The following is a 21,549-nucleotide window of genomic DNA, read 5'->3' on the forward strand; positions in this document are numbered from 1 at the left end:
CGTAAGTTCGATATGTTTTGTACCAACACTAGGGGGTGCAACCAATGGCGCTAACTGATGTAAAAGTTAAATCTGCAAAACCTTCCAGTAAGCCAATCAAGCTCACTGACGGGTTTGGTATGCATCTACTTGTGCACCCTAATGGTTCAAAGTATTGGCGTTTTCAATACCGCTTCACTGGTAAACAAAAGATGCTGGCGCTTGGCGTCTACCCTGCCGTCTCCCTAGCTGAAGCAAGGGAGAGACGTGACAGTGCCAGAAAACTGATTGCTAATGGCATTGATCCCAGCGAAAAGAAAAAAGCGGAAAAAATTGAAGAGAGTGGCGCTTTAACTTTTGAAACGGTAGCAAGAAGCTGGCATTCCAGCAATAAAACATGGTCAGAAGGCCACCGCACACTGATAATCAACAGCCTAACCACGCATGTTTTTCCGATAATTGGTCAGAGAAATGTTACTGACCTGAAAACTCGTGATTTACTGGTTCCTGTAAAAAAAGCTGAACTGAACGGGCATCTGGAACTGGCCTCACGGCTTCAACAGCGTATCACCGCCATTATGCGCTATGCCGTACATAATGCCCTTATTGAGCATAACCCTGCTTATGATCTGGCGGGAGCAATAGCAACAGCCAAAAGTGTTCATCGTCCAGCCCTTCCCCTTGAACGTATTGCTGAATTGATGGAAAGGATAGAGGCATACAAAGGTAAGGGACTTACCCAATTGGCTGTTCGATTGTGTTTGCTGACCTTTATCCGTTCCAGCGAGTTACGATTTGCGCGTTGGTCAGAGTTTGATTTCAAAAATGCGCTATGGACGATTCCTGCAGAACGAGAACCTCTTAAAAACGTCAAGTTCTCTCATCGCGGCTCAAAGATGAAGACTCCCCATCTGGTACCGCTGAGTAAGCAGAGTCTCGCCGTTCTGAAAGAGATTAAAGCTATCAGTGGCGCTCATAAATTTGTATTCGCAGGTTTTAGCTATGCTGACAAGCCTATCAGTGAAAACACAATTAATAAGGCATTACGTGCTATGGGCTATAACACTCAAAAAGACGTTTGTTGCCACGGATTCCGCACAATGGCCTGTAGCGCTCTGATTGAATCAGGATTATGGTCAAGAGATGCCGTTGAACGACAGATGAGTCACCAAGAACGTAGCTCTGTTCGAGCCGCATACATCCATAAGGCTGAACATCTGGATGAACGCCGCCTGATGCTCCAGTGGTGGGCTGATTTCCTTGATGCCAACAGCAGCAGTATGATCAGGCCGTTTGAGTTTGCCCAAAGGAATCAAAGCTAACTGCCTGATAACCCATCATATAACATCATGTAATCCTTTGTTTTAACGATGTTTGAATAGCCATCGCCCTGTGATGGCTACTACACCATTCTATTATGAATTTTCAGCAATATTTGATATCGTAGCAATATTGAATACCGAGGAAATAACCATGATATCAGGTCTTGATGGTGGAATTTTCATCCTTAGCTCAATGGCTAAAGAAAGAGTCAAATCAGGTCTACTTGACAGAGCAACAATAGAAGGCTCTAAAGGCGAGTATACCGTGATTTTTGATGGTTCAGAGTGGGAAGGTAAGCCATTAGTCCTATGCAGCTCCAGACAGCCTTATGAAGCAAGAGTCTTCAAAAGCATAGATGGTGCGGCGGCAGAACTACTACGCATAGGACTAAATGAAGCTTCAATCAAAAACACCATCAAATCGAACACTAAATAATCAGGTTTAAAATGGACATGCAAAAAGAAACGATTTTTTCAGAAGTAGAAACTGCTAACAGTAAGCAGCTTGCTGTTTTGAAGGCTAACTTCCCACAGTGTTTTGATAAGAATGGGGTATTCATTCAAGAAAAGTTGCTTGAGATCGTCAAGTCGTCGGATGTTGAACTCTCTAAAGAATCATACAGCTTAAACTGGCTGGGTAAGTCCTATGCCCGGCTGTTGGCTAACCTACCACCGAAGACGTTGCTCACCGAAGATAAAGACCATAACCAACGTGAAGAGAACAAGAACAGTCAGAATCTGTTGATCAAAGGGGATAACCTCGAAGTATTAAAGCATATGGCGAATGCTTATTCTGAAAAGATTAAAATGATTTATATTGATCCTCCATATAATACTGGTTCAGATGGATTTGTATATAATGATGAGCGTAATTTCACGGCAGAACAGCTTTCTGAATTGGCAGGAATCGATCTTGATGAGGCTACACGAATCCTCAATTTTACCGTCAAAGGTTCAAGTAGTCATAGTGCATGGCTAACATTCATTTACCCCCGTCTTTATATTGCTCGTGAACTTCTCCGTGAAGATGGCGTTATCTTTATTTCAATAGATGATAATGAAATCGCGCAATTAAAACTTTTATGTGATGAAATATTCGGAGAAGAAAACTTTCTATCTCAAATAATAGTACAATCAAATAAGCGTGGCCAAACTTACAAGGAAATAGCTAAATGCCATGAGTATATTTTAGTTTACTATAAATCAAATAAATCAAATCTCGGAGAGTTGGAGAAGGTGGGCGGGACGCTTCCCTTTGAAGATTCTTATGGGCCTTATGATCTTTGGGAGCTGCGAAATCGTAATCCTAAATTTGGAAGGCATAATCGACCAAATCTTTTCTATCCAATATATGTCGATGAAAATCATATAAACGAGGAAGGTCTTTCACGAGTATCCTTAACGAAAACAGCAGAATGTACAACTCCTGTCTATCCAATGAACAGTGAAGGAGGAGAGAGCTGCTGGAGGTGGGGAAAAGATAAACTTCAAAAAGAAGGTATTAATAGTGAACCGCGTATAGTATGGGCAAAAAAGAAACGTGATGGTGGCTGGAATATTTATGAAAAATCAAGAAAAAGCACTACCAAAGCAAAATCTATTTGGCTTGATACTAAATTTATAAATGAGCAAGGCACTATCGAATCAGGTAAACTACAAATGAGTGGTGCTCTTCAATTTCCTAAGCCGTTAGAATTAATGAAGCAATGTATTATTTTAGGGACTGGAGAAGACGACATTATTCTTGATTTTTTTGCTGGTTCCGGCACGACTGCCCATGCCGTTATGGAGCTGAATGCTGAGGAAAACTCTGAAAGAAAATTCATAACAGTTCAGATCCCAGAAAAATGCTCTAAAGATAGCATTGCATTTAAATCAGGTTTTGAAACGATTTTTGATATTACAAAAGAACGACTGAAAAGAGCTTGTGAAAAAATAGGCTTAGAGCATATTGATTACAAGGGTAATTTAGGGTTCAAATCATTTGAAACAGTTGATGATTTTCGGATGAAAGATGAATCTGAGCTAACGCTTTCTAACCATACATTCTTTGATGATGCTGTGTTGACACCTGAACAGTATGACACCCTATTGACTACATGGTGTGTATATGATGGTAGCTTGTTAACAACGCCAATTGAAGATATTGAGCTTAATGGCTACAAAGCACACTTGTGCGATGGTCGTCTGTATCTGATTGCGCCTAATTTCACCAGCGAAGCACTTAAAGCTTTACTTCAAAAGCTGGATGCAGACAAAGACTTTGCCCCTAACAAAGTTGTATTTTATGGCAGCAACTTCGAAAGTGCGAAACAGATGGAACTCAATGAAGCACTAAAAAGTTATGCTAATAAAAAATCTATTGATTTAGATTTGGTGGTAAGGAACTAATCATGTCTAAAGGATTCACATTCGAAAAGAATTTACCTCATCAAAAGGCTGGCGTTGATTCGGTGATGAATGTCTTTGTATCCGCCATACCTCATCAGACGGATCATGTTGCTATTCGCCTGTTAGCTAATCCAGAACTGAATCTATCTGAACAACAATACTACAACAACATAAAAAATGTTCAGGAATTCAATGGCATTGAGCACTTAAAAGATAATTACGATGCTAAAAGCAAAGTAATTGATGTTTCTATGGAGACAGGTACAGGTAAAACTTATACTTACACCAAAACAATTTTTGACCTGAACAAATCATTTGGCATTAACAAGTTTATCATCATTGTTCCGACTCTATCGATCAAAGCCGGAACCGTTAACTTTTTAAAAAGTGATGCTTTAAAAGAACACTTTCGAGATGATTACGAGCGTGAACTAAAGACTTATGTAGTTGAGAGTCAGAAAAACTCTGGTAAAAATACAAAATCGTATATGCCTCAAGCTATTCATGATTTTGTTGAAGCTAGTAATTTCAATAAGAAATATATACACATCCTTGTGATCAACTCAGGAATGATTAACTCCAAGTCTTTAACTGACACTTATGATGTTGGTTTGCTTGATAATCAGTTTGATACATCATTTGCTGCTCTAAGTGCGGTTAAACCATTTATTATTATTGATGAACCTCATAAATTCCCTACAGCTAAAAAAACATGGGAGAATATTGAGAAATTCAATGCTCAATATATTATTCGTTACGGCGCAACCTTTAGTGAAGGCTATAAAAATTTAGTTTATCGCCTGACAGCCGTAGATGCATTTAATGAAGATCTTGTTAAAGGCATTGATGCTTACATTGAAGATATTGTTGGTGATGGTAGCGCCAACCTCAAGTTCGTAAAATCTGACGGTAAAGAAGCTATTTTTGAGCTTACCGAAAATGGTAACAAAAAAACGTTCAAATTAGCAAAAGATGAATCGCTATCGAAAACACATAGCGCAATTCATGATTTAACACTCGATGCGTTAAATAAAAGCACTGCAGTGTTGAGTAATGGTATTGAACTAAAAATTGGTAGTTCAATAAACCCCTACTCTTACGATCAGACGCTCGCTGATAACATGATGCTTAAAGCTGTCAAAGAACACTTTAAGTTAGAAAAAGAGTATCTGACACAAAGACCACGTATAAAGCCTATTACTCTTTTCTTCATTGATGATATTGAAGGCTACCGTGATGGTAATGATATTGCCGGAAGCCTGAAAACTAAGTTCGAAGAATACGTTCTGTCAGAAGCGAATGAACTTATAAAAACAGAGAAGGATGAGTTTTATCGAAACTACCTTGAAAAAACTATTCAGGATGTATCTTCTGTTCATGGTGGTTATTTTTCGAAAGATAACAGTGATAAAGATGATAAAATTGAGCAGGAAATCAACGAAATCCTTCATGACAAAGAGCTTCTTTTATCTTTAGAAAATCCTCGCCGTTTCATTTTCTCTAAGTGGACGTTGCGTGAGGGGTGGGATAACCCAAATGTCTTTCAGATTTGTAAGCTCCGTTCGAGCGGTAGCACCACATCTAAACTTCAAGAGGTAGGGCGTGGTTTACGTCTTCCCGTGAATGAATACATGTGCCGAGTGAAAGATCGCAATTTCACACTCAACTACTATGTTGATTTTACGGAAAAAGATTTTGTTGATTCTCTTGTCAAAGAGGTTAACGATAGCTCCTTCAAAGAAACTGTTCCAAGTAAGTTTACTCAAGAGCTTAAGGATAAAATCTTATCTCAGTATCCTGAACTTTCATCCAGAACACTAATGAATGAAATTTTTGATGCTGAAATCATCGATGAGAATGAAAACTTTAAAGACTCTGGTACCTATACTCGCTTAAAAGATAAATATCCAGCAGCATTCCCTACCGGAGTTAAACCAAACAAAATCAAAAAATCCACTGATGGTAAAAAACGTACTAAAATGCGTGTTGGCAAGTTCAGTGAACTGAAAGAACTGTGGGATTTGATCAATCAAAAAGCTGTGATTGAATATAAAATAAATAGCGAGAGTGAATTCTTATCAATATTCAAGTCGTTCATGCTCGAAGAAAAAGATAGATTTACTAAATCAGGCGTTCATACTCGCATTGATAGGATTTATATCCATAATGATACGGCAATGTCGAAAAGCATAATTAGTGATGATGATAACTTTGCTAAACTCAACACAATGAGTTATCGAGAATTTCTTGATAACTTATCACAAACAATGTTTGCTAAACACGATACCTGCATAAGGTTTTTTGTGATATAAAAGACACTATCAATATCACTGACTACCTGAACATTCAAACTATCAGAAAGATTAAATCTGGCTTTAGCAAGTATTTGTTGAACAATTCGTTTAACAAGTTCAGTCTTGGCTACAATGTGATATCAAACTCTATTCATCCTACAAAGTTGACTAATGCAGATGGTAATCCTTTAAATGAGGTATTATCAAGTGATCTTGGTGTATTGCAGGATAATACAAAATCACCATTGGATTCTTATCTTTTTGAAGAAGTATTTTATGACTCAGAGCTTGAACGGCTCAACATAACAGATGGAGAGATCCAGTCTGTATCTGTTTTCACAAAGATACCGAAGAATTCCATTAAGATCCCGGTTGCGGGTGGTTATACATATTCTCCTGACTTTGCTTACGTTGTTAAAACCACCAAAGGTGATTATCTAAACTTTATCATTGAAACAAAAAACGTAGACGGAAAAGATAGCCTGCGGCTTGAAGAGAAGCGTAAGATTGAACATGCTCAGGCACTGTTCAATCAAATAAGTACAACGGTCAATGTGGAGTTTAAAACGCAGTTTGCTGATGATAGCATTGCTAATTTAATTAAGAGTAGCATTCATTAATCCTTTTCCCCTCACTGTTCATTCATTAGTGAGGGGGAACTGATATAAATGCGAAAGGATATTTGTGTTTTTTTAAATAGCTGTGAATATAAGAGTATTACTATTACCACCGGCTGAACACTGCGTAGCAGTTTTAGCCACATCCAGCACATCACCTGCTGCTTTCACATTCGCCGCGACTCCTACGCCAACCTCATAGAAATTTCCTGCTGCTGCAGTTACTATTTTGGTACATTCCGCTGCAGGAACATTAGAATAAGTAATGTTAAAAGAAGAACCGGGTGCTTTTGATGGACCAGTTGCTGCAGCTCCCAATATAACATCACCTTTAAATGCATTAATTGGTTTCACTGCTGACTCAGAGCCACTCAACATATTATCCGGAAAAATCTTAGCCTGAACTGCTACCGTATTTGAAAGCCCAGTAAAACTTGATGCTGAAGTATATAACGATTTAACACCAGCCTGAATAGTGGCTATATTATTACTTTCTGCCTGCGCACGCTGTGAAGCCTGTACTTTAGGGTAAACAATAAATGCTGCAACCACTAATGCAGATATAATCCCAAGAACCAACAGAAGTTCTAAGAGCGAGAATCCTTTCTTGCTTTTTTTGTATTTAATTAATACTGCTTTTTTCATTTCCTTTATATCTCCTTAGTTATTTGGATAGATATAAAAGAGATAAACCAGATAAAATATTAAACAAGACTTTTATATTCTTTATATACTCTTATCCGATAAGCGGACTACCTGATAAAAACAAAAAAAGACCAGATCATTCTGGTCTTTTTTTGGAAGCGAGCTTCGTTGACTTTATTAAAAACCATCAAAGATTTACAAGATTGAATATGGAGTTATTCTTCTTTGATAGTAATTAAACGTTACAATTTACTTTCAAACATGTCAAATTTAATTGTTTGATTATGCCATTATTTTTTAATCCTCTTATAAACTCCGTTTCCTTGTGAAATATCGAGTTGAATATTAATACCACTACCCATAAACTTATATATTACCATGATAAAGTGAACTCTCGTTCAACGAATGCCTGATTTACCGACATCTGGATCACTCCATTTGAATATGTGAAACTTCCGGGGTAGCAGCTCCCACATCCATCTCCCCACCAACGGGTTATCCTTTCGCTAACTAATTTTATTTCAGAGCGTGTAATACCATCTCGCCAGAAAGTCAAATCAGTATAAACGTCTTTCCTACAACTATTGCTGGAGTTGTTTCCTGCATGACAAGATAAAATTATTTTTAGCGGTTTTGGAGCATCTGCTGCATAATTTATTCTTCGCCAAATCCCATCCTGACAGGAAATAATAGCCCCTGTGGATTCCTTACTGATTAATCCTTGGGTAGGACAGGCTGTTCCTACAACCTCAGTCGAGTTAGGTAAAAAATAGTTTGCGTCGATAGTTTTATCTGAATGAATATTTCCGGTAGCCTCTATATTTCCACTTACCTTCACATATCCACTAAGTACCCCTCCGGTGGTTTTAACATTTTTACCATTATATGCGGTAATAGTATTTGCATCAGTCATATTCCAACCACCACCCCATTTCTGAAAGTATATACCTCCATCACCTAATGTTCTGAACCAGTTCTGCGTGTATGTCTCGCCTCTAGATTGGATATTTTCGGCTGAAACAGTGTTATTAGCATTTATTGAACCATTGACCTGAGCACTACCGCCAACACGGATATGTGCACCGACAACTGTATCTCCAGTGGAATTCAGAACATTAGCAGTCGCAGTTCCTGCAGCAGTTATATCTTGGACATTCTTGATGCTTTTACCTCCCATATTAAGATCCCCCGTCATCGGCAATGTGCCATCACGACGAAGATAAACAGAATACATGGTGGAATCATATCCTACGCGATAGGCCATCAATCCAGCACTTGTGATATTACTGTAATCTGTAGATGCCTCTTTCCATGCACCCTGTAAACCTGATGCTAACGTTGCTGATTGCGTCATACCACTATCAATACCTGCCGCTTGCATCGCTCGACCCAATAAATCGTAACGATACTTATCCCCTTCCATCCAAGGCAAAGTCGTTGTAATAAGACCATTAACTACATAGTTAGGTGATATTCCTGAACGTTTTAATATAATTTTATATGAAGATTTTAGCGCATTAATACCGGTGTATGACGCAGGTAATAACCCTTCATTAACCAGTGTCTGGTATGTAATTTCGCAGCCTGAAGCATTACAGACACGGGGACCCGGATCGCTTGACTGACTGCTGCTTAAAGTCAGAGTGGAAAGTTTATCATATCGGATATTAATATAACCATTAACCGCCTCCCCGACCTGTTTAATTTGCTGACCAACAGCATTAGCTATAATCGTTTCCTGTTCATTTTTCATATCCTGAAAACGCATAAATGCCATCATGCTACCCACACCCAGCACCAATACGAGTTCTAACAGGGAGAACCCTTTCTTATTTTGTTTTTTCATTTTCATCGTCCTTTTTTATTTCACGTATTAATTAATTATCAAAAATAAACAGGAGGTCAAGACCGATGAATATATAATCAATGCAAAGATTAATAATAAAAATTAAAATGATCCGATTTTATCTCTCACTATCCGGTTTGTGGTATCATTACAATGATTTTATACATTCAGGATAAAAGACAATGACAGACGCTATTAAAACACTTAATAACATCCGTACCCTTCGCGCTCAGGCACGAGAAACAGATCTGGCTACACTTGAAGAGATGCTGGAGAAATTAACTTCTATTGTCGAAGACAGACGCCAAGAGGAAACAATCGCAAAGCAACAAAATGCTGAACGTCAGGGCAAAATCGAAGCCCTGCGTGCGCAACTGCTTGAAGATGGCATTGACCCGTCTGAGCTGCTGGGTAATGTTAAATCATCACGTCCTGCTGCTGTCCGTGCTCCTCGTCCTGCAAAGTACAAATACATCGACGAAAATGGCGATGAGAAAACGTGGACAGGTCAGGGGCGAACACCAAAAGTGATTGCAGCTGCACTAGAAAGCGGTAAGGTTCTGGAAGATTTTGCCATTTGATTAAGAGTTTTAATTTGCTGCCAAGGATGGTGGTGAAAATTGGCTACCGCGCCCTCTGGGGCTTGCTCAACAGCTCCCCAGCCTAAAACAAGTTTTAAGCCGAAGAGCTGTTCGGACGTGAAATTATTTTATGGTCTGAATTTCTTGAGAACTCTTTCAATGTAGATTTGTCCATTAACTTTATACCGTTCGATATCATGAGTATGTAACGATGGAACTTCTAACAATAAACCAAAGAGTAATTGCTTATCTACCTCACTTATATCACAGTTTAAAACCTTAGCAACCTCTGCACCAAGAATTATTTTTTGTCGTGTGTTTTCTTTTTTACTGTCTCTTTTTTCTTTGGCTTTAAGGTAATTTAATTTGTTTTGTGCTCCAGCAATTTTCTGCTCAAGTGTTTTCTTAATTTCCAGCCTGCTTCTATCACTCTGAAAAACATTGCCAGTTAGATAGGTATTTTTTATTTCATCATCACTCATTATTTACTCCATTGATTTATATGGTTATAAGGAATATTAGTTCTAAACTCATCATCTGAAAGTGCTCGTTTGATTGATTTAATCCGGGAACGGAACTGTTTCTTTTCCTGTTCCTTTTTGAACTCAACTCTTATTTCTGTGATTATCTTTTCTGCTTCACTATACGCTTTTTCCAGATCAGTATAGATTCCATTATCAAGTAATCGTTTTGCTTCAAGATCGATGGCTTCATCGTTATTTTTATACATAAAACCTCCTTGTCTTTATTTCCTTAACACCAATTAACATAATTAAGAAATTAATCAATAGTATATAGGGGTTATTTTAATCATATCTTCAGGTCTTTTAATGGGCTTTAAAATTATCTCTATAACTAACTACATTCAGAAGTGTTCATGGTAAGCGCTGTAAATAGTAAGAAAGGGCCAACTGGCCCTTTCTTTAACACTTATGCGCACTCAGGAAGACTCAAAAGGTTATTAGGCTGTTCACCATCATTTTGTGTTTTTAAGTATTTGTTACCTGAAGCACTAACAGCAACAATGACCCACACTGAATGCCCTCCTGCATTAACATAAAACCTCCATTTCCCAGATTCTATTCCGCTTATAGCCTCTTGCTGTGTGAGCTTCCATCTGGTGCCATCAGCATTCTTACCACCTATATGAGTTATCCTTTCATGAGCACTCTGGCGATTGCTTTTATTGATGCATAATACTTGATGTTCGGACATTTTAGCCTCATTATAATTGCTATATGTAATTAATAAACTGATCATCATTTTCATTGCATTAAATTGCTTTAATAAATGATGCACACTGAGTTTAGGTCATATCCTCACGATTTCCAGTCCACAAAAACTAAATAACGCACTTTGTAATTTATGCAACACAAGTGATAGCAACTACTAACTTAAAATATCTGATACTCTCCGCGTTACTTATTTTTGTTTATATGTGATTTTCATTTCACCTTTCGGTTTTCCACCCTAGTTTTTAAACTTCACCTGTTAATTATATAAAGGAGAAGTCATCTCTAGATTTAACTGTTTTATTTATGCTTTAGTTTTCCCGCCTTACGGCGGGATAAATTAACACTCTTCCTGTCCTTCGGACGCTATCAAAGTCCAATCCGTGTTATATCGCGGAATACTTCGCCCGCCCATCCATATTGCGCCGCTTAATTCGGCGGTTTGTTTTACAGCCATTCATATATTTAGTATTAATTAATAAAGGCAAGCCTTATACATTGCCGTAATTTTTTGAGCCATTTATGGCGATAAAAAATAAAGCAATGCCCACTTACGCATTATCGCTTCGCTCTAATGCCGTGGGGTCTACCGACGGTTGCCTGCCGCAGGCTAAAACCGTTTCCTTCGGAAACAAAATCAAGGTCAACGTCAACCCCGGCGTTTTCCTTACGTAAAACGAAAAGCAGCATTTGGCATTGAGGAATACTTGGATGGCGATATACAGTTTTAAAATGGAGAACATCAGCAGAGGCGAAGGCCAGTCTTCGGTTAACTCTGCTGCATATCGTCACCGTAAAGTTTTCTTCGATAACAGAACGGGTGAAGTTTGTGGTCGCAAAACAGCACATAAAAAGGACCTTGCCTTTGCGCAGATTTTTGCACCTGAACATACCCCTCCTGCCCTGATTGTTGACAGTGAAACACTCTGGAATGCTGTTGAAGCCTCAGAGAAGAGAAAAGATGCCCGCCTTGCCAAAGAGTTTAAGATTGCCCTCCCCGCTGAGCTAACACCAGAGCAGAACATTGAACTCACTGCAGCTTTTGTTCTTGAGCACTTTACCAAGCAAGGCATCATTGCCGATGTTGTTATTCACGATATTAATGGTCATAACCCACATATCCATATAATGGGAACCACCCGTGAGGTTCTTTCTACCGGCTTTGGTAAAAAGGTCCGTGAGTGGGACAAGCCTGAAACCCTTGATAGCTGGCGTAAAGGCTGGCAGGACATCTGTAATGGCTTCCTTGAGCTGTATGGTCACGATGAACGCATTGATCACCGTTCTATCAGGGTTCAGTATGAGGAAGCCCTAGAACAGGCTACCGCTGCTGCTACCAATGAAGAGAAAGCAATCTGGCTGGCTAAAGCTATTGAAACAAACCGCGACCCAATACTTCATATCCCTCGTGATCGTTGGGGCACTGTAGCCGCTCAGGAACAACGTGCTGCAGAGCAAGCCATACGTGATGAGCAGAAAAAAGAAGCTGTTGAAGCCTACTTTGCCTTTAAGGATTTACCATTAGACATCGTTGTTGATGTTGCCAGCTTTACGGTTCATGCACTTTCTGAACCTGAAGAAATTGTTATCCCGGATAATACCGGGAAAGCTTCATCTTCAGACACGCAAAAACCTGTTCTGGTTGCTCCTGCGCCTCATACACGCACTACACTGAAAACTCCATCCACTTCAACGGCAAGAGCACTTAAACGCGCTCCTTTTAAAGCTAAGAGGAAGCATGTTGAACCTCGTCAGAGCGGTGTGTTTAAGCGTTTCACGCTGTTGCTAGTAGATTATTTAAAAGAGAAATTCGTCTGGGCCAAGAAGAAGCCAGCCCCTGTTTCAGTCGATGCTGAACACGATAAGCGTATAGCTGAAAACTATGTCTTCGATGAGGTTCAGGGCATCTATGTGCCACGCGCTGAACATGAAAGATGTGCCAGATTTAACAGTGACACTTATAGTCCAACCAAAGATGAGATCAGGCGTTTTCCAAATCGTCCTAAGCACGATCAGACTGAACGTAATATCAGTCTAGATCTGATGACTCCCATACAGTCAGAAAGTCAAAAAAAATATATACCGCGTTTAAAACCGCCAAATCATAGATAACAGGACAAAGGAGATAATGATTATTTCCAATATCTCCGTTTGTTTTTTTTGGCATGTGTTATTAAAATAATAAATTGCTAATCAATCATTTTTAAATTGTGAAACAGCCGTAATAAAATCATCTTCCCATCGCTGCGCTCTAATTGTTCTAGGGTGCGGCGCTCTAAGCGTATACTTCGGAAGCTCTGGGTGATTTAATTTTGAAAAGTGTTTCTTTGGCAATCCATGAACATTATAAAAAACCAGATCTTGGTATAAGTCTCTCAGTCTTTTATCATACTTGTGATTTGTAAAAAATATACATACATCGGGTTTGAGAATGCTAATTTCCTCTTTAACCAAATAGTCTAGCGAAGCAATGTCTTGTGCAAGTTCTGTACGATCTGGTGAGCCGCAATCCACATCAAATCTATTTAGATTAGACCATGCAATAGCATATGGCTCAATATTCAGTGATCTTTCTACTTTCCTAATTACATTCCAAAAAGGACTACTGTAGTATGATGATCCAAAATTGAACTCTTGATAAGTGGTTCGCTGCTCTATTATTGAGAGAGATTTATTCCAGCCAAACGTCTCCTGCCCCACAACCATTAGCTTTAATTTCTGAGATGAATAATTACTGATATTTAAAAGAAGTGGTCCATGTAGATTTTTATCTGAATGCTTTTTACTATATTCATTGAGAGCATTAATATTCTTGATGTATAACTGACTTAGTTTGTTATTCATTACCTATTCACCATAAAAATTTTAGTTAATAAAATACGAATAATATTTCGTGATTTTATGCCTCAAAAGAAAACAAGTCAATTCACAGATTGCTATATAGCTATACCAAATAGTAACTCTCTAAAGGGAATACAAGGCCGGTGAGTATGCTCTGAACAATCGCAAAACATCACGAACCACGAACCGGACTTAACGATACAGATCTTGGCATCAATGCAATTGAGAATTGTATAGACACTTATTCAATACTTGCCTTTCCATATTTAAGTAATGATAAGATAAAAAACCTAATAAAAATAAATAAACAGAATATAGCCATACTCCACTACCATTCATTCCACCACCATTTATAGTAAGTCAAAATTGGTTGACTGGTGTATGTCATCCATGCTCATATGCTTGAATAGCTAATTTAAATGAGGTTGTTCACAAAATGCACGAATTTCATCATTTTACGACAGCAATTGGTTTAAAAGGTATTCTGGATTCTGGGCGTATTCTGGCGACTGATACTTATGTTAATGAAGCAATAAAGCTTAAATCAGTTAGCCTTACAACCGATTTATCCCCTGAAGGGCATGGTCTACCTGATGGACGTGAGATTACTGACAAGCAAGCTTTAGTATTCGGCCACAGATGTTTTACTATTAATAATAAAACATACTGTCTAAATCACAGAGAGTTCTGACTAAAAATTAACCCACAAAATTTAGACATTATTGCTGCAGTAGATTTTCATCTAAATGATATGTTTATGATAAAATGCTTGGCAGCCTCAGCATATTATCCTCACGGTGAAGCTGAAGAACAAGTACACTTAGAGGAAATAGCAAGGATGGTAAAAGATCCTACTTTTCTAGGAAAATCTCCTACATGGTATTATTGTTTACAGGATATTCCTTTAGCTTCTTTAGTACTGATTGAAAAACTTTCCATTGATGGGAGTTATCAAACAGTATCTTCGGAAACGATTTATTCTCATTTGAATAAGAATCCCTTCTTACAAGGGTAGATTCATTTTGTTCGGGGGATATGACATCCCCTTTCATTGCACAATTATGGATTTTCATTAATTAACCTCTATCATAAAATATATAATTATTTAAACCATCCATACTGTTATGTCAAATATTAGTCCTAATTTTATTTTTTATACTTGCAAAATAAAAAACCACATCCTGTTTTATGAGATGTGGTTTAAATACTTATAATTTAATATTACATTCCTCGCCTAAACACAACATTGTCAGAGAAGATCGCCTTGCCAGCGACAAACCCAACAGCTGCAATTATCGGTAGGCTGATAGCAGCCCCTGCCATGCCTGTAGACATACCAATCAGTACAGACAAGCCGAAGGACAATAAGATAGCAATAGCAGCATACCAGCTGGCTCTCTTTCAATCAAAACGGACACTGAATTGTATTGTTTTCCATGATAGACCCCTTAGAGCGCTTTCCAGCCATTGCTGGTTTTAACAAGATTAATTTTGCCGTCTTCAGGTTCATTCATACCCTTGACGCTGGAGAACGCTTTTTTGTCTACCCACGAAGGAACATCCGTCAACTTCCACGCATAAGACACGCGAACAACTTTCTGATTACCGTTTCCCGGTTCGGTCCATTCCTTTATCTCAGAAACTTCCCGATGACCAACACAGGCACCTTTCTCACGGTCCCAAAACTCAACCTCTTGGCCCTTGTCCGTGACTTCCAGAACATCGACACTGCTAAAGCCATTTGCCTGCTGTGAAACAGTGAGCAGCCCCTGTTCAACAAGTCCTTTCAGGATTTCGTCACTGGCACTGTATCCGGCAGAACGGTAGCCGCGATTAACCTTAACCGGAAAACCTTTGTTGAATACAATGTTATTGTCCTGCAGGGAGTAGCACAGCTTCGATTGTGATATTTTCGCGTTGATCGCTTTCTCAAAATCGCCTTTTTCACCGCATCCCGTCAAAGCAAGAGCTGTGCAAGTAACGAGTAAAATCTTCTTCATCTTCCTATCCATCCTGATAATCAAAAATGCTGTTATGTAGAGTTAGTCTGCAGCGCATCTGTAGTCGTTAAGGCTTGTTCTTACTGGCATAAAGCAACAAAACCACCTGATAGGATTCAATTATTTTTGTGGGCCGTCATATCGTTTGCAACGATCAAAATAAAATTAACGATAGATGCTGGCTATCATATTTTTATATTCGATCGTACACACCAATTATAACACCGATCGATAAATCATTTTCAATCGTTATTATCTATCAATAGTTTATTATAGATCTGTAATATCGATCATCTTCTTGCTAGAGGAATCGTTAATGAGTAGAGTAAACCAGAGGACCACCAGACAGTTTACGAGCTGATTCAAGTGGATAGAGCGTTGGACCATGAGATAAGCGGTTAATGTCGATTTATGGCCTTTAAATAGCTTTGATTAATGCATCATCAGGTAAAACAACCATGAAGTATGCCGTTAGCTGATTAGATAAAAACTCACAGGCTTTTGATAAGCGGCTTTCTTCTTCAGCCATTAACACAAATTTAAGTAGCCAGAGGTATCTCACATCTGGTCCCGGCGTCTTTACGCCTATTTTTTCGTTTACTGTTTATATGGAGTTAACATGAAAAAACTGTTTATCGCTGCTCTGGTGAGCCTGCCTCTTACAGCTTGCACAACCTACGGCAACAAATCTCTGAAAGACGAATCCCAACAAACCGTAAAAGCCAAAATCGTTAAAGGGAAAACTACTCAGCAAGATGTTATTAATGCATTCGGGGAACCACAAACGCGAGCTACCAATGACGGTCAGGAAATGTGGTCCTACTCCAGCATGTCAGGCGAGAGTCAGATCTCGAACTACATCCCCGGTCTGGCCCTGCTTAAAAACAGCAACACAGCTCACATGAACTCCCTTGAGATCTGGTTCAAGGGGAATGTTGTTGAGCGATATAATTTCAGTCAGACGGCGAGTAAGGTTTCTCGTGGGTTGCTGGATTGAATGATATAAAACTCCGGCCAAATCCTATCATCTACTCTTAAATACCAATAGTGTCAATGAACCTCACCAGCGTTGAGCTTCATTGACACTGTAGACGCACACCTTCTTCTATTATCCACCTATTTGTGATGCCTACATCCTGCTAAATGAGAAAGCTATAGTTAGATCAGTGCTTTCTCATTTTATATGATAGATACCCTATTTAACCAAGAGTTATTTCTTGCTCTGGATTATATCATTAACATGACTAATAGGAATATAACTAGCGATACTTCTCCATATTCTCTCTCCTTCGCAATTTATGGTCTATCACATTAAATTTAATTTTTTCAAAGTCGTCATAAGAGAAACCAAGATTTTTAAGTATGAAAAGCTCAATCAACAGCTCCAACTTTAACGTTAAGTAGAATAGATCTATACCATCTGGAATATTTGTATACTTGCTGTCATTGTAATGCGTATAATAATTTCTCGTATCCCTTAATAAAACATCTAACCCTTCACGAGATTCATTGTCGAGAAAATCCACATATGCTTCATCTAGAATAACATCCTCTATTCTTTGTATATAGGTTTTATCGTTATCTTTAGTTAATTTCCTATGCAAACATTCAATTACTTGAGAGTATGTTATAAACTTTAAAACCAAGTCCAATTTATTCATGCTAGGGAGAAAATATAATCTCAGCAAATGCTCTGCTTCACTCATGATTAAATTCCATTTACAAAAAACATTCTGGACATCATTAGTGTTGTAATGGAACAAGCAAAAGTTATTACCTTGAATCGTTTCGCTTGAAAATGAAGGTTTGTAATTAATTGTAAAAACTTCATCTTCATCATCAATTATTTTATATCCATACTGCCTTACTATATTTTTTGCACCAAATGATATAAAAGTAATGACTTTGTGTAATACATCTTGCACGTAATCGTAGTCCAATAATTTATTGGATGCGATAGCTATTTGAGAGGTTCTTTTCCCTGATTGAAAAGAATGTGTTGATGTAATAATAATATTAACATCATTATATTTTAATGATACTTTTTTTTGCATCAAATTATCATAGTTTTGAATTTCATGATAACAATTTTCAAAAAACCAATTATCACAGTCAATATTACAAGAGAACTCTTTTATCTTTAAACTTCCCACATCATCTAAATAACTAGTGCCAACTATAAGAATAGAACCAAACAAAATACATTTTTGTACTGGCTCACACCCAAAACTTATCCCACCCGTTGTTTTTATTTTATACATAGGGCTGGGGATTGAAATATAAGAATCACTAAACTTACAGTATATATTTTCTTCTATTACTTTATCATTATTACTAAATGGTTTGTCAGTATTAAGTTCAAATGAGCCATCCTCATATATTATTAACTTACCTGATATATTTTTCCCTTTCTCATCATTGATAAAGAAATCACCATTAATTTCATTAACTATTTTATTCATCGCAACCTTCATAATAATTAATTGTAAAAAATGTTATATCTAACTCTCATTTTATGATTCATTCTCACACAACGCAACCGCAATATTAATTCTATCGACAGTCTGAGATGATGGCCCATAAAGATCGCCCTCAATTTCATGTTTAAACTCACCGTTCCTGAAGATTACAGCATACTTCAGCTAAGGCTTCACGTAGGTCCTGCAGGCCAAGCGCGTTTATCAGCTTCGACGTATATGAAGCATTGGCTTATATCCTGCAGTACCCATCATCATCCAGAACACTAACGGGGCGTGTTGGGAGACAGGCTGTTGTAGATTTTGGTTTCTGGCATCAGCGATCTTATTGTCTCTTCGCTGACTTGGCTGAGTTCAGAGACTAACCTTCTATAAACATTAACCATTCGTTCCTTATCACAATCATCCGCTGATTCAGACAGGAAAAAATAATCGTAATCTTCAACATATATGTTATTACCGTTTTCAAGGGTAAGTTTTACACCTTGCTCGTGCTCTTCAATGTCTTTAACTATACAGGTCATAAATGGTATTTTTCCATTTTCATGAAAGAGCGTAATTATTTTAAAATTATTCATTTTTATTTTCCCTTTTTATAGTTTCGATACTACATTTGTTTTAGAATGATCAAACTTAACTCAAGCAATATTACATCCCCACATGAGATACTCGTGCACACCTTAATTTACTCGATCTCTGAATATCACCTTCGTGAACAAATCTTCGCCCTGAATATTATCCCAATCTAACGGTTCTTCTGGCGGTAGAAGCGTTTCTCCCTTGGTAGCAATAGCTCCATCCGCGCTTTTATCCATCATTTTCGCTTGGGATCTTTTAGCCTGTAATCTTGCGATTAACAAATCAATATCCTCTTGGTCATTAACATCTTCTATCACTGACTGAATCGACCTGCTTTTCACTTCAGCATTGCTATTTGTATCGCGCCTACCAAAATCATTTTCGCTTTGTTCTTCCATTGTTTCTTTCTTTTTTCTAATCTCTGAAACAAAGCGAGCACGATCACCATTGAACACAATAGCAGGATTTATAAAATACCAGTTTTTTTCATTCGTTTTAGCAATAATACGTTTCTCAATAAGTTCTTTTATACCTCTGTAAAAGATAGATTCAGACAAGACGAAGTGATCTATCTTTTCTGCAAGCGACATTGCTTTTTTACAGCTCAGGTAAAAGTGATCTTTACCTATCGCATCCTGATAGATACGGAGAAATATGAAAAACACCTTGTACGCTGTTTTCGTTAAATCAAAATATGCTTTTATCTGGGAAGTGTAGAGCTTAATGAATTCTTCTTTATCGACCTCTTGTGTATGTACTATATTGGCAAAATAAGATTTGCTGGTATCCTTCCTTTCAATAAGTTCTGTTCCTCTTGAAACAGTCAGGTTCTTCTTTCTTGTTTCAATCTTTATCTCTGTCTCAAAGCAAAAAGGATTTAAGCCTAAATCTAAATCAACTTCTATTTCATTCATCACGACATTACCTCTTATTTTTTTATTTATAATTAAATACCATGCACAAAATAGATATCAAGTTTTTTGCATATTTTTTTGCAAAAATATTTTAGAAATCGCAAGTATTCCAGTGACTATAATTTAAAGCACTGTCATTTTTAACCAATAAAATGACATAGAAACTGACTACAGAGTCAGGAAAGCTCACTGTACAGTCAGGAATACTGACCACAGAGTCAGGAACACTGACCGTACAGTCAGTCCCGTTTATTTGTTCAATCCCTTATACAGCAAGGGCTACAAGCCGATTTTGTCTCAATTTAATTTTGCAAGAAGTAAGAGATAATACTTAAGAGGATAAACAGAAACCGGGCGATTTTTATGATCGCCACATGGGGTTTCAACCTTAAAATGATTAACCATTTTCGGGTTGCATTTTTTATTGCAGAGCTTTCCTTTTTATTACATTAAAAATCCTTTTTTTGAAAATCATCACCATCTATGAGCTGACGCTCATGTGCTAAAGCACGGCTACGCCCTGACGCTGACATTAATCTATTTTTACTTTCATTAGGTAGTTTCCATACTGGCTAGGAAAATAAAAAAGGATCGTATTTAGATCGTTTCCTCATCCTGCTTTAAAAAAGATCCCATAGCCGTGTAAAGTGTTAACTCTGTAAAACGGGGTATTTACTCTTCACTGAATGAAAAATATGCACATAAGCAGCACTTCGTGATTGTCTTGAACAATCACATTGCTGGAACAGGGTTCATCCCTGTTAATGATGGATTTATCCATACAGAATTGCGGCGATAGCCGCTATGTAGTAAAAGAAAACAATAACATATCCCTAAAAACCAGCAGCGCTTAGTGATTGTCTTATACAATCACTTGCTGTCTATCATTAAAAGTAAAGATATGACAGATGATAAAACGGAACCATTTGACTGGCACACTCCAATCTTAAACCATTAAAATCATTATATTAAAATATTTCTACAGTGAAATTTTTCTGTACTGAAACCAAACATCTTTCTTTGAAAACTCTGTTATATTTAAAAACCATCGGAATCAGTGAACGTAATTTCGCAAAAATGTATTTTATTTCATTTTTTCACATTTATTTTTGACAATGACATGTTCTGCATTATATAAATATAAACAATAATAATAATAAAAGGAAAGACACATGAGCATTGATTACAATAAAATAATGGCATTAAGCAGTGAAGGAGTGGAAGATTACATATGCAGAAATAATTTTACTGATAAGCAAAAGCTAGAGATATACGGATTCCACAATAGAAACCGAAAAGATAAAGCAACAGCAAATGTAAACAAAGAACATAGCTCTGATATACAACAGAGAATAGTCTATGTTCACGCTTTTTTAGATAATCTGGAAACGCTCGGGTAGAACATGTCGGGTGCAGAATATACAATAATGATCCGTTTATGTAAGCTCATGCAGCATGGAAATTTGATCGCCAGCGTATCACAATCAGCTCTTGCAGAAGAGCTTGCCATGAGTAGATCTAACGTAAGTAAATGCTGGCAGAAACTTATAAATAAAAATATTCTGGTTCAAGAAGGAAAACATACAATGATAAATGCGAATCTATTTCTATAGGGCTAGTACAGGACGTTAAATCCCATAAGTTCAAAAATCACTGAGAACAGTCAGTTAAGGCATAAAAACGTATTTATCTCAGTTTGCGAAGATACTATATTTATTAGCAACGTTTAAAAAATAAATAATGAAGATGATAAATCATCTTTCTCTACTCCTGATGTTGCAACTCAGTATCAGCAAACAAGATGTTGGATGATTATTCCGAATAAGTCGAT

19 protein-coding genes and 3 pseudogenes are annotated in these 21,549 nt (G+C 37.5%); 10 read left to right on the top strand and 12 right to left on the bottom strand.

Annotated features, from left to right (window positions below):
• Positions 1-44: 44 nt before the first annotated feature.
• From C2U54_RS21065 to C2U54_RS21080, 4 genes and pseudogenes are all read left to right on the top strand, one after another.
• Complete coding sequence (locus C2U54_RS21065) at positions 45-1,301, top strand: tyrosine-type recombinase/integrase (protein ID WP_103180553.1); 1,257 nt, start codon at positions 45-47, stop codon at positions 1,299-1,301.
• Positions 1,302-1,374: 73 nt separating this feature from the next.
• Positions 1,375-1,737, top strand: coding sequence for a hypothetical protein (locus C2U54_RS21070; RefSeq protein ID WP_226865030.1), 363 nt, complete (start codon positions 1,375-1,377; stop codon positions 1,735-1,737).
• An 11-nt stretch (positions 1,738-1,748) separates the two neighbouring features.
• Positions 1,749-3,692 (top strand): site-specific DNA-methyltransferase, encoded by a 1,944-nt coding sequence (locus tag C2U54_RS21075; RefSeq protein ID WP_103180557.1) that lies wholly within the window; start codon positions 1,749-1,751, stop codon positions 3,690-3,692.
• 2 nt (positions 3,693-3,694) lie between these two features.
• A pseudogene (locus C2U54_RS21080) lies at positions 3,695-6,606 on the top strand (type III restriction-modification system endonuclease).
• A gap of 72 nt (positions 6,607-6,678) precedes the next feature.
• Here C2U54_RS21080 and C2U54_RS21085 read toward each other — a convergent pair.
• Together C2U54_RS21085 and pilV are read right to left on the bottom strand one after the other, a co-directional pair.
• Positions 6,679-7,248: a type 4 pilus major pilin gene (locus tag C2U54_RS21085; RefSeq protein ID WP_071605188.1), complete on the bottom strand. Its 570-nt coding sequence runs from the start codon at positions 7,246-7,248 to the stop codon at positions 6,679-6,681.
• 373 nt (positions 7,249-7,621) lie between these two features.
• Positions 7,622-9,094, bottom strand: a complete 1,473-nt coding sequence (pilV, locus tag C2U54_RS21090) for a shufflon system plasmid conjugative transfer pilus tip adhesin PilV (protein WP_103180559.1) — start codon at positions 9,092-9,094, stop codon at positions 7,622-7,624.
• Between the two features lie 182 nt (positions 9,095-9,276).
• Between pilV and C2U54_RS21095 the strand changes: the two genes are divergently transcribed.
• Complete coding sequence (locus C2U54_RS21095) at positions 9,277-9,675, top strand: H-NS family histone-like protein (protein WP_038918508.1); 399 nt, start codon at positions 9,277-9,279, stop codon at positions 9,673-9,675.
• Between the two features lie 128 nt (positions 9,676-9,803).
• Here C2U54_RS21095 and C2U54_RS21100 read toward each other — a convergent pair whose 3' ends face one another.
• The 3 genes from C2U54_RS21100 to C2U54_RS21110 form a co-directional block, all read right to left on the bottom strand.
• Complete coding sequence (locus C2U54_RS21100; protein WP_103180560.1) at positions 9,804-10,157, bottom strand: conjugal transfer protein TraD; 354 nt, start codon at positions 10,155-10,157, stop codon at positions 9,804-9,806.
• The gene (locus tag C2U54_RS21105) at positions 10,157-10,405 is read right to left on the bottom strand and encodes a hypothetical protein (RefSeq protein WP_103180562.1); all 249 of its coding nucleotides are present in this window, start codon (positions 10,403-10,405) and stop codon (positions 10,157-10,159) included. The genes C2U54_RS21100 and C2U54_RS21105 overlap by 1 nt, the downstream gene beginning before the upstream one ends.
• 200 nt (positions 10,406-10,605) lie before the next feature.
• Positions 10,606-10,944: a DUF3892 domain-containing protein gene (locus C2U54_RS21110; RefSeq protein ID WP_225087654.1), complete on the bottom strand. Its 339-nt coding sequence runs from the start codon at positions 10,942-10,944 to the stop codon at positions 10,606-10,608.
• 674 nt (positions 10,945-11,618) lie between these two features.
• Between C2U54_RS21110 and mobQ the strand changes: the two genes are divergently transcribed.
• The gene (mobQ, locus tag C2U54_RS21115; protein WP_103180563.1) at positions 11,619-13,019 is read left to right on the top strand and encodes a MobQ family relaxase; all 1,401 of its coding nucleotides are present in this window, start codon (positions 11,619-11,621) and stop codon (positions 13,017-13,019) included.
• 81 nt (positions 13,020-13,100) lie between these two features.
• Here mobQ and C2U54_RS21120 read toward each other — a convergent pair whose 3' ends face one another.
• Positions 13,101-13,751 carry a hypothetical protein gene (locus C2U54_RS21120; RefSeq protein ID WP_103180564.1) on the bottom strand — a complete coding sequence of 217 codons (651 nt, stop codon included), beginning with the start codon at positions 13,749-13,751 and terminating at the stop codon, positions 13,101-13,103.
• Between the two features lie 433 nt (positions 13,752-14,184).
• On the opposite strand from C2U54_RS21120, the gene C2U54_RS27330 reads away from it, so the two are divergent.
• Complete coding sequence (locus C2U54_RS27330) at positions 14,185-14,439, top strand: hypothetical protein (RefSeq protein WP_139156356.1); 255 nt, start codon at positions 14,185-14,187, stop codon at positions 14,437-14,439.
• 60 nt (positions 14,440-14,499) lie between these two features.
• Complete coding sequence (locus tag C2U54_RS27335; RefSeq protein WP_139156357.1) at positions 14,500-14,763, top strand: hypothetical protein; 264 nt, start codon at positions 14,500-14,502, stop codon at positions 14,761-14,763.
• Between the two features lie 206 nt (positions 14,764-14,969).
• On the opposite strand, the pseudogene C2U54_RS21125 reads toward C2U54_RS27335, so the two are convergent.
• From C2U54_RS21125 to C2U54_RS27505, 3 genes and pseudogenes are all read right to left on the bottom strand, one after another.
• Positions 14,970-15,153: pseudogene (locus C2U54_RS21125) on the bottom strand (hypothetical protein).
• Positions 15,154-15,196: 43 nt separating this feature from the next.
• Positions 15,197-15,748: a membrane lipoprotein lipid attachment site-containing protein gene (locus C2U54_RS21130; protein ID WP_103180565.1), complete on the bottom strand. Its 552-nt coding sequence runs from the start codon at positions 15,746-15,748 to the stop codon at positions 15,197-15,199.
• Between the two features lie 418 nt (positions 15,749-16,166).
• The gene (locus C2U54_RS27505; protein WP_158251031.1) at positions 16,167-16,310 is read right to left on the bottom strand and encodes a hypothetical protein; all 144 of its coding nucleotides are present in this window, start codon (positions 16,308-16,310) and stop codon (positions 16,167-16,169) included.
• 57 nt (positions 16,311-16,367) lie between these two features.
• On the opposite strand from C2U54_RS27505, the gene C2U54_RS21135 reads away from it, so the two are divergent.
• A complete protein-coding gene (locus C2U54_RS21135) occupies positions 16,368-16,745 on the top strand; it encodes a hypothetical protein (RefSeq protein ID WP_047361940.1) in 378 nt (125 codons plus the stop codon).
• Between the two features lie 262 nt (positions 16,746-17,007).
• On the opposite strand, the gene C2U54_RS21140 is transcribed toward C2U54_RS21135, so the two are convergent.
• The 3 genes from C2U54_RS21140 to C2U54_RS21150 all read right to left on the bottom strand — a co-directional run bounded on the left by C2U54_RS21140 (position 17,008) and on the right by C2U54_RS21150 (position 19,718).
• Positions 17,008-18,210, bottom strand: a complete 1,203-nt coding sequence (locus C2U54_RS21140; RefSeq protein ID WP_103180566.1) for a HEPN domain-containing protein — start codon at positions 18,208-18,210, stop codon at positions 17,008-17,010.
• Positions 18,211-18,491: 281 nt separating this feature from the next.
• Entirely contained in the window at positions 18,492-18,803 is a 312-nt protein-coding gene (locus C2U54_RS21145; protein WP_168192032.1) for a hypothetical protein, read from the bottom strand.
• A gap of 102 nt (positions 18,804-18,905) precedes the next feature.
• Positions 18,906-19,718, bottom strand: coding sequence for a hypothetical protein (locus C2U54_RS21150; RefSeq protein WP_103180567.1), 813 nt, complete (start codon positions 19,716-19,718; stop codon positions 18,906-18,908).
• 1,172 nt (positions 19,719-20,890) lie between these two features.
• Between C2U54_RS21150 and C2U54_RS27985 the strand changes: the two are divergent.
• Positions 20,891-21,445: pseudogene (locus C2U54_RS27985) on the top strand (hypothetical protein); the annotation flags it as partial.
• Positions 21,446-21,549 lie beyond the last annotated feature (104 nt).

It is taken from the genome of Leclercia sp. LSNIH1, from assembly GCF_002902985.1.
Lineage (GTDB): Bacteria > Pseudomonadota > Gammaproteobacteria > Enterobacterales > Enterobacteriaceae > Enterobacter.